This window comes from Paenibacillus sp. J31R109 (assembly GCF_059692055.1).
On record NZ_JCAUAR010000012.1, the window covers coordinates 132,831 to 144,252 of the forward strand.

At 48.3% G+C, this 11,422-nt stretch carries 9 protein-coding genes; 1 reads left to right on the plus strand and 8 read right to left on the minus strand.

Features of this window, described 5'->3' with window-relative positions; all coding sequences use genetic code 11:
* Positions 1–10: 10 nt before the first annotated feature.
* The 6 genes from AC58QT_RS25300 to AC58QT_RS25325 all read right to left on the minus strand — a co-directional run bounded on the left by AC58QT_RS25300 (position 11) and on the right by AC58QT_RS25325 (position 7,385).
* Positions 11–169 (minus strand): hypothetical protein, encoded by a 159-nt coding sequence (locus AC58QT_RS25300; RefSeq protein ID WP_497411416.1) that lies wholly within the window; start codon positions 167–169, stop codon positions 11–13.
* A gap of 116 nt (positions 170–285) precedes the next feature.
* Positions 286–1,137: a hypothetical protein gene (locus tag AC58QT_RS25305; protein WP_497411417.1), complete on the minus strand. Its 852-nt coding sequence runs from the start codon at positions 1,135–1,137 to the stop codon at positions 286–288.
* 99 nt (positions 1,138–1,236) lie between these two features.
* Positions 1,237–2,445, minus strand: coding sequence for a multidrug effflux MFS transporter (locus tag AC58QT_RS25310; protein WP_497411481.1), 1,209 nt, complete (start codon positions 2,443–2,445; stop codon positions 1,237–1,239).
* A 35-nt stretch (positions 2,446–2,480) separates the two neighbouring features.
* Positions 2,481–2,615, minus strand: a complete 135-nt coding sequence (locus AC58QT_RS25315) for a hypothetical protein (protein ID WP_497411418.1) — start codon at positions 2,613–2,615, stop codon at positions 2,481–2,483.
* Between the two features lie 12 nt (positions 2,616–2,627).
* The gene (locus AC58QT_RS25320) at positions 2,628–5,921 is read right to left on the minus strand and encodes an OmpL47-type beta-barrel domain-containing protein (protein WP_497411419.1); all 3,294 of its coding nucleotides are present in this window, start codon (positions 5,919–5,921) and stop codon (positions 2,628–2,630) included.
* Between the two features lie 336 nt (positions 5,922–6,257).
* Entirely contained in the window at positions 6,258–7,385 is a 1,128-nt protein-coding gene (locus AC58QT_RS25325) for an NADH:flavin oxidoreductase (RefSeq protein WP_497411420.1), read from the minus strand.
* A 166-nt stretch (positions 7,386–7,551) separates the two neighbouring features.
* Here AC58QT_RS25325 and AC58QT_RS25330 point away from each other — a divergent pair, with 166 nt between their 5' ends.
* Positions 7,552–7,878: an ArsR/SmtB family transcription factor gene (locus AC58QT_RS25330; protein ID WP_497411482.1), complete on the plus strand. Its 327-nt coding sequence runs from the start codon at positions 7,552–7,554 to the stop codon at positions 7,876–7,878.
* A gap of 98 nt (positions 7,879–7,976) precedes the next feature.
* On the opposite strand, the gene AC58QT_RS25335 is transcribed toward AC58QT_RS25330, so the two are convergent.
* Together AC58QT_RS25335 and AC58QT_RS25340 are read right to left on the minus strand one after the other, a co-directional pair.
* Complete coding sequence (locus tag AC58QT_RS25335; protein ID WP_497411421.1) at positions 7,977–9,602, minus strand: helix-turn-helix domain-containing protein; 1,626 nt, start codon at positions 9,600–9,602, stop codon at positions 7,977–7,979.
* A gap of 2 nt (positions 9,603–9,604) precedes the next feature.
* Positions 9,605–11,395, minus strand: a complete 1,791-nt coding sequence (locus tag AC58QT_RS25340; protein WP_497411422.1) for a sensor histidine kinase — start codon at positions 11,393–11,395, stop codon at positions 9,605–9,607.
* Positions 11,396–11,422 lie beyond the last annotated feature (27 nt).

Consider the following 11,422-nt stretch of genomic DNA (forward strand, 5'->3'; position numbering starts at 1 on the left):
CGTTTACCAGTCACTCTTCCTTATCCGCAATCACATGCATCACGTGTACCTCAGAAGAGCAATCAAAGCATAACAAAGTTTTATCCGGTTGTACGACACCATCTAGAAAACCCATTCTACAATAAATAGGCTTCTCACATGTGCGACAATGCCCGATGAGTTCCTCCATTCAACTACTCCTCCTTCGGTCTACTCTTCTCTTTCATCCATTTCCCCCACTCGACACAAAAAAGGTTGCCCACGCTCGATATACTCGAATGTAGCAACCTTGTACTGTTCCAAATACTACGTAGCCGCAGGCGCCTCTGTCGGTGACGGCGGTGATGGCGGGGCAGGTCTATGCTCGCCGCCATGGCCTGGCTTCCCTTTGAACGAACCGAAATCGCCGCGAGGCTGAGGCGCTGGACGTTCGCCGCCTTTGCGTTCGACGAAGTTTTTCAGTTCATCTGTCATGCTATCTTTGAGCTTGGCGATCAACTGATCTTGCGAGATGCCTTTGGCAGCCGCAATCTCGGCAAGCGACTTCCCTGCTTTACGCTCAGTCGCAAGTTCTTCTTCGGTAATGCCGAGAATCGCAGCGATTTCTTTCGGACTGCCCCATGCACTACCAGGCATAGGCATGTTACTGCCGCGAGGTATTGGCTTTTTATCAAAATCCATGGCGTGAGATTTGGCTTCAACGATTTTTTTCAACCGATCAGCAAGACCTGCTTTAAGCTTATCCGCTTGCTCTTGCTTGATTTTCCCCGAGCTCAGCGCTGTATCGATTTTCGTCGTTTCCGCCTCAGTCAGCTTAGCAATCAACGCATCTTCACTGAGGTTCGCTTTCTCTTGGGCGATTTGAACGAGCGTTTTGCCCGCTTCAATTTCCGTTTTGAGGACGCCTTTATCTATACCCAGTATGGATGCAAAGTCGATTACGCCGCCAAAACCGCCCTTCCCAAAATCAAACCCGTCTCTTGGTGGCGCTGGATGTTTATCAAATCTATGTTTATCCTGAAACTTCTTAGGTACTGATGACGTCGTCGAAGCTGTGTCGTTAGCAAATGCTTGATTATACTGAAGTACGAAGCCGCCACTGATCAATAATCCAGCTGCGAGTGTGCCGATAAGCAACGTTTTATGGATGCGCTTCATGCGTAGTACCCACCTTTTTCAAAAATTGGTCAATTCTTCTTCAGTATAAATGATAATTGTGAAAAATCTTTGAATTTTCTAAAAAAGGTGAGCGCTTGATCACGTTTTTTCTCGCGTCATCCAAACGAAGCAAAGCACGCCACCCAGCTCCATGAGTGCGATGATAATACCAAGCGGCACAGCCGTTTGGCTGCCGCCAAGTCCGACAAGCGGTGCCACTAATCCTCCGATGACGAAGGTCATGAGTCCTAGCAAGGCTGCGGCGCTGCCGGCTGTTTGGCCTTGATTTTGCAGGGCCAAGGAAGAAGTCGATACGGATACGGGACCAATACAAGCGACGATGAGGAAAAACGCTGGCAAAATCAAGACGAGCCCAGCCCCGCTAAGCGTCGCAATGAGCAGCAGCAGACCCCCGAGCACAGCTATAGCTAAGCCGCCAGCTAGCAGACGGTGATTGCTAACTTTGCCTGCGAGTCGCCCTGTAATTTGACCAGCAAGAATGACGCCAGCCCCATTAACCGCGAAAATAACGCTAAACATTTGTGGAGACACATCAAATATATCCTGCAAAACAAACGGCGACCCCGAAATATAAGCGAACATGCCAGCAAAAACAAGCCCCTGCGTTAACGCGTAGCCCATGAACAATCGGTCTGTGAGCAAGCCACGGAAAATACGAAGCGTATTCGTAAGACCGCCTTTGGAGCGACGTTCAGGCGGGTGTGTTTCTTTTAGCCCAAATACAACAATGATAAGCATCACAACACCAATCAAGCTGAGCACAAGGAATACCCCGCGCCAGGATGTGAATTGCAGCAGCTGGCCGCCGATAATTGGAGCTAGAATTGGAGCCGAACCGTTAACGAGCATCAACAACGCAAAAAACTTCGTCAACGCAACGCCCTCATACATATCACGAACGATTGCCCGAGAGATAACGATCCCCGCAGCTCCTGCCATCCCCTGTATGAAGCGTAGGATCAGAAACGCCCAAATTGATGGAGCAACCATACATAGCGCAGAGGATATGCCATAAATCAACAGGCCAACCAACAAAGGCATGCGTCTTCCGCGTACATCACTCACCGATCCAGCTATGAGCTGGCCTAAGGAGAGGCCGAGCATGCAGGCGGTTAAGCTCATTTGGGCGAGCGAAGTTGTCGTATGGAGGTCACCGGCAATGACGGGCAGAGCAGGCAAATACATATCGAGGGAAAGTGGCCCGAAGGAGGCGAGTAAACCGAGCACCAACACCATCCATAAACGGCTGCCACCCGTTGTTTCTTTGGCTTGCGAAGCAATAGACATCATCAATCACACACTTTCTTAATTATCCATTTAACCTACCATTGGGATATGTTTTTGTCTAGTTGATTCAGCATGTAGGGACTACCTGCCGCTGACGCGTGCGCACCATCCAAAATAAAGAACAACCCCTCTGGTCTCCAACCAGAAGGGCTGTTCTTCATGCTCTCCATTCCGTACCTCGCTTACTTCGTTACAGTAACACTTACTACGTCGCTTGATGTCACGCCTGCTGCGTTGAACAGCTCGACGCGATACTGATAAACGCCGATGGCGCGACCCGCGATGGCAGTGACTGCGCTTTGTGCACTTGGTGAGGCGGCTTGCAAACTTTTCTCATCGATAAGTACATCATTTTCATACAGGCGGTACCCTGTTGCGTTCGTGCCCCACCACATGTTCATGGTGACTTGATAGTTGCCATCACCATCCCAGTTATTGTTCGATAAGACAGGCTTACCTGGCGATGCGTCTGTGATTGTGACTACAAGAGGCTGGCTGGTTGTCGTCCCGAATACATTTATAAGTTCACTGGTGTATGTGTACGTGCCATTTGGTTTGCCAGTCACATCAACTTTCGCGATTTGAGCTGCTGGGGAAACATCTGAAAGTGTTTTCGTGCTGATGAGTGAACCATTTTCGTATAGGTTAAAAATAGTGCCATTATTCCCCCACCACATGTTCATCGTGATTGAGTAACTGCCATCTTTTAAACCGGAGTATCCGGCATTAGAGCTTAAAACAGGCTGACCAGGAGCCCCGATGGATAATGGCTTCTTAACCACGTTAAATGTCTGTGTACCACTTGTCGTGTTCCCTGCATCATCCGCTACAAGATACGCCACCGTGTGGGCACCTACAGCTAAGCTACCTGCAGCAATCGTTTGACCACTTGTAATAGCATGACCATCCAAAGTAAGAGATTGATCAACAACACCCGAAATGGCATCACGGGCCACCAAATCGAATGTCACCGCATTCGCTTCGGTCACATCCTTGACGGCATGCCCAGATTCCGTAAGGGTCGCTGTTGGCGCTGTTTTATCCAGCTTCACTTGCAAGGACTGCACAGCTTCCGCATTGCCCGCAGCGTCCGTAGAGGAATAGCTCACGGTTGTTGTGCCCTCTGTAGCAATCGCGATTGGTGCTGAGTAGACCTCTGAAGTTCCGCCATTGATGGCATATTGCGTGACCACCGCTCCCGCCTTATCATCTACAGCTGTTAACGTTGCCGTTACGTCTTGCTTGAACCAACCCGCTGCATTCGGTGTACTGGATAGGGTTGCAGTTGTTACTGGTGCCACTGTGTCAGCAACCACGCTGAAATCACTCAAGCCCCGTGGCTTCAATTGGAATACACCTTTGAAAATAGCGCCAACACCTTGAATCGTCACCTTTTGTCCCGCTGTATACGGGAAGGTGCTTAAAGATAACCCAGTTCGTGTATCGACACGAATGTGGTTGCTTACGCCGTCTTTGATGGCGTCGAATTCAAAAGAACCCGTCGGTGTTGCCGTGATGATATTGCTTATTGTCACATCACTCAATGTGAGCAGTTGCCCTTGATTATCCGCTGTCACAGCGGATACAGGGGTTGCTGTTGGGAGTGCAGCGACGCCTGTTTTGGCAATCTCTACAGGATCAGCAAGCTCAAACTCTGTGTTGAATAGCGCTGTTGAGGCTGTTACTTTTACCGTATCCCCTTGGTGGAAACCACTCAAGCTCTGGAACACGTACACGCCGCCTGTTGTATCTTGCAGGTAGAAGGCTTGTCCGCCAAAAGCACCTGGCTCCGTCGTAACAACGCCCTCTACCGTCACCAACGTACCTGCTGCTTTGGCACGTGCTTCCGAGATGGCGATCTTCGCAGGAATCGGATTCTCCTCTTCCGGCAAGTTCTCCGCAGGTACGTTTCCAAGCGTGACGGCTTCCGTTTTCAGATTCGAGCCATTCTGACGCAATCTGAGATTCGCTGGTGCGGTCGTGCCTGGAACAACACGAACATTCAGATCCTTCGTCGCGTGTCCGTTGATGTCTGCGGTTACGCTAAACGTTGCACTGTAGCCATTAGCTGTCGGCCATGTGCCATCTGCGTTCTGTACTTTGGCGATTTGTGAACCGCCAGTAACTAAGTAGATACCAAGGCTGAAGCCCGTTACGGTTGTCGAAGGAGGTAAGTTATCCACAACGACTCTGATGGGGAAGTCCGCAGCATTTGGCAATACGGCTTGTTTTACAAAGCTGTACGTGGCACTCGCCGTTGCCGCTGGGCCACCGTAGGAGCCCGGTTTGAACGTGCTGCGGTCGTACCACTTGTAGCCGGCATTTGGTGCCGCCCACGGTTCTGGCTGTGGTTCTGTCGATGCCGCTGGAGCTTCAAAAGGCAGCAAAGCCGTTGGCTGATCCAGCTGCAAGCCGCTTACTTCAGTGAGGCTCGTGTAGCTTTCTTTGGTCGAAAGCCAGTTCACCATATTCACCAGCAGTATGCCGTCATCCACTTCTTTAAACCCATCATACGTCGTCTTCTTCGCGCCTGTATCCTCGCGCATATATTTCGGTGTTGCATCCTCAACCGGTGAGGAATCCCCGATGAATGCCGCTTTGCCTGCGCCCGCTTTTGAAATGGCCACATACGGGCCTTCCGCAACACCGCCACCGTTGTAGACGCCTTGATCCACCGCATTTGCCCAAGCTTCATTCGTTTGCGGCAAGTACACAATGCCCTTCGCCTTCGTCGGGTCAATAATGGCTAGCGTAGATCCTGCGTGCATCGCGACACTGGAGACACCTGTCGTTATCCCAAAAGCTTGCGCAGGCGCTACGATGTTATTCGCATTAATGTCGCCGAGGGCGTTATAGCGAAAACGCAGACCGAACTGCGTAGCCAGCCAGTCCGAGCTGGCTACATCTTGCATCGCAGAAGATGCTGTCTCTTCTGCGTTCATCCCCGCTGCTGGGTTCGTCCAAGCACCTCGGCGGTAGCCGTTGAATACCTCGGAGCCGTCCCAGCGGTTCTTGTTGCGATCGGCATTGTAGTGATCGCCGATAAAGAAAATGCTGCCGCCACCAGCCACATATTGGGCTAAGGCGTTTTGCTCACTCGTTTTGTACGGAACATTGGACTCCGCTACCACGAACACATCATAACCGCTCAAATCGGCCAAGGTGATTGGTGTCGTTTTGCGCAGTTCTTTTACATAATAACCATTATTCGCTAACGCATTGCCAAAATCCGAAAAAGCCCCATCAATGACCCAATCCGCTGCTCCAGCTGTCTGCTCGTGTGTATTGTCAAAAAGAACTTTCTTCCCTGCATTCCCGTTAACGACCTTGGCTTCAATAAACGGTGCCGGATCTGTCGGCCCCTCCGCCATTACCGTCTGCCAGCTGCTTGCAGCTAACACTTGGAACGGTATCGCTACTGTCAACGCCAACGTTGTCTTCCATAATCTCGTCTTCCATCCTCTGAGCTTACTCATTGCAATTCCTCCTTAGCTTATTGGCTGAGTCAAAATCTTTTCTACATAAGCGCTTACTTTTTCGGACAGACAAGCTATTAAGAACGCTCTTATTCTACCATAGGATAATTGCGAAATTTGCTATTTTATTGTAAAGACATGGAAATTTGTGCAAGATACCAAATAATTAGAGGGATTTCCAAAAGAGTTTAGATTCTGCTTGTTCCCAAGCATAAAACACAGTGTCCATGAAAAGCGATGCCACTTTTGCGCGTACGAACTACTGCGTGCGCTAACGCAATAGAAAAAGCACAAGTGACTGCCTCCTAAGAGGCCGTTTCTTGTGCTTTATAATAATTAGTATAAACGTTTTAGTGCATCAACAGTGAATGGTAGCAATTCATCGAATCGTCCGTCGCGAACCTTCTCAACCCAATTAGGATCAACCAACAGAGCGCGTCCGATCGCCACGAGGTCGAACTCGTTCTTTTCTAAACGGACAAGCAACTCGTTGATGTCAGATGTGCCTGCGCTTTTTCCTCTGAAAGATCCCATGAATTCATCATCTAAGCCGACTGACCCCACAGTGATCGTAGGTTTACCCGTTAACTGCTTCACCCAGCCTGCAAAATTCAGGTCAGATCCTTCAAACTCTGGTTCCCAGAATCTGCGAGTTGAACAGTGGAAGATATCTACGCCTGCTTCGACTAAAGGTGCAAGCAATTGACCCAGCAGTTCAGGTGTATCAGCGAGTTTCGCTGTATATTCAGCCGATTTCCACTGTGACAATCGAATGATAATTGGGAAATCCGGCCCTACAGCACGGCGGCATGCTTCAATAACTTCAACAGCAAATCGCGTACGAGCTAACATACTGCCACCGTACTTATCGGTGCGTTGATTCGTTCTTTCCCATAGGAACTGGTCGATCAAATAACCATGGGCACCATGGATCTCGATACCATCAAAGCCAATTCGTTTCGCATCTGCTGCTGCTTGCGCGAAAGCTTGCACGACTTGATCGATATCCGCTTGTGTCATCGGCTCATTCACTTGTTCACCTGTCAACGTGAGGCCAGATGGTCCAATCGATAGCGCTTCTGGATGCGGAAGTGATCCATTCTTACGTGTCATCCCTACGTGCCAGAGCTGAGGCACAATGCGTCCTCCTGCTTCGTGAACTGCGTCGACAACGCGTTTCCAGCCTGCGAGGGCTGCTTCTCCATGAATGTTAGGGATATTGGGATTATCCGTTGCCGCTGGATGATTGATTAGTGTACCTTCGGTAATAATAAGACCAACGCCATTCTCCGCGCGGCGGCGGTAATAGTCCACCACTTCCTGCCCGGGGACAGCTTCTGGCGAGAAGGCTCGCGTCATAGGTGCCATCACGACTCGATTGGCTAAGCTAAGATTTCCTAGTGTAAAAGGCTTGAACAATGCCTCGACAGAGTTCGTCTCTTGATTTGTTCTAGAATTTGTCATGGTTGTTCCTCCACTCCATATTTGTCTATTTCGTATAACTGCTGACTTCCGTTACGAATTTAAGTAGTCCATCTATAAGATAAGTTCGATTGTTATCGAACATTAGAAATATAGCATGAGATATGATAAAATGCAATCACTACGCTTTTAACGAGGAGGAAGCATCCTGAAAGTACTATTTCACCCAGACAAAGAGGATATGCATCTCTCATCCGTCCTCTATGCGTTAAGCGATCCTGTCCGATTATCCATCGTTTCAGAACTCCACAAACTAGGGGAACGTACCTGCGGTGGTATTGATGTGAGTGTCGTGAAATCAACCAAGTCTCATCATGTGCGAACCATGCGTGAAGCAGGTGTTGTTCATGTCCGGGTGCAAGGGACTCAGCGCTTATTGTCACTACGTAAGCATGATTTGGAAGAAAGATTCCCTGGCCTGCTCCATGCCATTCTGCAGGCTTACGAAAGTTCCAACGAACCGATGTCTGAATAATTCGTGATTAGCATATTTGCAGGCATTACCTTACCCACCACCAAAAAAAACACAAAAGCCTGCATTTTAGCAGGCTTTTGTGCTTTCTCACGGCTTCATTAAGAACTCCCCTTCGTCTGCCCCCTATACGCATTCGGCACGAAGCCGGTGTGCGCCTTGAAGAGCTTACCGAAGTAATTTTTATTTTCGTAGCCGAGCATATCCGAGATTTGTTCCACGCTTTTATCCGTGATCTCAAGCAGCTCTTTCGCTTTCTCCATCTTCATCCGCGTCACATATTCGATGAAATTCTCGCCCGTTTCTCGCTTGAATAAGCGGCTCAAGTAGCTCGGGTGCAAATGAAGATGCGCGGCAGCGTCCTCGAGTGATATTTTCGTATCGAGATGGCTATACACGAAGCGCTGACACTCCAGGATTTCACGATTATGCGACTCCCGATACACTTGTCCCGCCCACTCGATGGCCTGCTGTAAATAATCCTTTAGCCATAGCTCCATTTCACGGATAGAGGACAGCTCGTGGACATCGTGATGCAGCAGCTCCGAAGAAAATGTCGATTGATAGTGCTGCAGCGATTTTAGACGCATCCGTACATCGAGAATCATTTTGAGCAGCCAATCCTTCACTTCTAAGGGACGGAACCGATTATACTGGATGAAATCGACCCACTTCGAGACAAACGAGTCGATTCCTTCGATACGCTCATCGAACACCACAGTGCGGAATTCATCCAACGCTTGCGCATATTGGGCGAGCAACTCCCCGCCATCCCCGAATCCTTCCCGCAAATTGCCTAGCTTGCTGATTGAGGACTCTGGCATGTAAAATCGGCCAGCCTTGCCCTCGACCATGCGGATTAATTGATCCTTTAATGCTCGAACATCCTTCACTGGATTCCCGGTGATGAACGAGAAGGAGATTTTGGCGTACTTTTGCAAACAGGTTTGCAGCTGTCGAAGTGTCTGCTCCATTTTCTGACTATTGTTCACATGCAGTTCCGAGAAATGTGGAAATAGCAGCACGATTTCACCTGTATCGTAGGTGAATAAAGTCACTTCCTTTTGATCCACGAGAATCTCTTCGACAATATTCTGAATCGTATACTCGAACAAGTCCTTCGATTGAAACCGGCTATTCGCTTCTTTCACCCGGTTGGCATAGCCGAATACAGGCAGAACCGCATGTTTCGTAAGCCTTATCCCAAAATCCTCCGCTTTGGCTCCCCACTCGTCCGCATCAAATAATGGCTCATTCACCGTGCTTCGGATGAACTGACGTTTCGATGCGCCGCGGTGCTGCGACACTTCTTTCTCTAGCTTGCGGCTCTTCGATTGCTGACGATCCTCAGCGTCTAACTGCTCCTTGAGCCTGGTCAATACCTCCGTGATATTACTGACGTTCATTGTTTCCTTCAATATATATTCACTCACCGAAAGCTTAACGGCCGCCTGTGCGTAGTGGAATTCATCGTGACAGGAGAGAATCACAGCCTTCACGTGGGGATCCTCCTCACGGAGGGACTTAATCAGCTCAAGCCCATTAATCCCGGGCATCCCAATATCACTAATCAATACATCTGTCTTCACTTGCTGACCTGCCTTCAAAGCCTCCAAGGGATTCTCATAAACGCCAGTCAATTGATAACCGAGCTCTTCCCAATTTATCGTCGTTTTGAGAAATTCAAGCACGGGGATATCATCATCTACAATCATGACGGTGTACAAGGTTACACCTCCTTCTCTGGTTGCTGTGGAAAGCGAAGAATAATTTGAGTGCCGCGTCCTAGATTACTTTCAATTTCATAATCGAATCGAAGTCCATAAATCATCCGCAGTCGTTCAAACACGTTGTGTATACCAATTCCTGATAGCGAAGGACTGCTTGCTTCTTCCACTACAGGCGTTGTTGGTGTGGCTTCTAAATGATTGCGAAGCGTAAGTAACCGCTCTGGGGTCATGCCAACTCCGGAATCCTGAATCTCTACCTGCAGTCTGCCATCCTCTGCAATCCGAGAAACAATAGTAATCTCACCTGCTTTACTTTTGAGGCCGTGAATATACGCATTCTCAATAAGTGGCTGCAGCAAGAAACGCGGAATTTGAATAAGCAGCGTGTCCGAAGCCGCGGATACTCGCAAGACAACCCGATCGCCGTGTCGCGAGTTCAACAAACGAACGTAGTGCTCGTTGATGCCAATCTCCTCATGGAGCGTTATGTATTCGTTATTACGATTAATGGTCATACGCAAAAGGGCAGACAATGAGCTGATCAATTCCGCATTCTCTTCGTCGCCTTTCATCATAATTTTCAACCGGATGGAATTCAATACGTTAAAAAGAAAATGTGGATTAATCTGTGCCTGAAGCATCGCCAGTTCAGCCTTGCGCTTGAGCTCTTGCTCTCTCTTATTCTCAACAAGCGTCAGCTCGATCCGATCAATCATTCGGTCAAATACATACCCTAACCGACCAACTTCGTCACCGCCACTAATGTTAGATCGTTCACTCAACTGACCCGATTCGATACGGACAACCGTTTGTACAAGCTTAGCGATGGGCTTCGTCAGAGTTCTTACAACATAAAGGAGCACAATGGCAAACAAGATTAAAAAGAAGAGTTGAATAAGGAAGTCTGTCTTGCGGAATGACTCAATTTGTTGAGCAGCAGACTTGTACGGTGCCATGCTGACGAGCTTCCAATTGGACGAAATTTGATTACTCTGCATAATGTACTCTTCACCTGCTACCTTGACAAAAGAGGAACCCTCCTCGGAAGGAAGCTGATCGAAATTAGCAAATTGCGTGCCAATGCGACTCGTATCCTGATCAACCAAAATGCGGCCATTCTCATCAATGATGACCATCGTTTCATTTTCCTTATATTGTGCAAATAAGTTCTGAAGAACACTCAACTCAAGTCCGACTATGACATAGCCGTAGGTTGTACCATTCAATCCAAGTGGCTTCGCTGCAGCTAATACATACGGTTGCGTTGACTCACTATTGTAATTGAACTCAGTCCCAATCCAATGTACATTATAACCCTTAATCTGATTAACTTCCTTCATCCAATCTTTACTCAAAAATGATTTCGGGTCGAAATTAATGGTTGTATAGGAGGCCACATATTGCCCATTGGGGAGTAATAATGTCACATTCATATTCCCCAATGGATTCATGACGGTTGAAATTCTTTTATTTATGGTTAGCTTGGCTTGAAAAATGTCCCCTATTGTCGACGTCTCATCCACATGACCAAGGCTGAGAATTGGCTTCTGCAGTTCCTCATCAAATTGAATAAAATTCATCATGTACACCATGTTCTTCAACTGTCCCGTTACAATCTGACTCGTGATACGCATCGATTGCCTTGCGCTGTCTGCCACTTGTGAACGAACCGCATCCCGTGTAAAAAAATTCGACACATTCATCGACACAATCGATGGCAAAACCAGACAAACCAGAATCGTTAGTACTAATTTATTACGAAGTGATAATGTGCGAAACCATTGCAGCACTAGCGTTTCCCGCCTTCTCCAATAAAA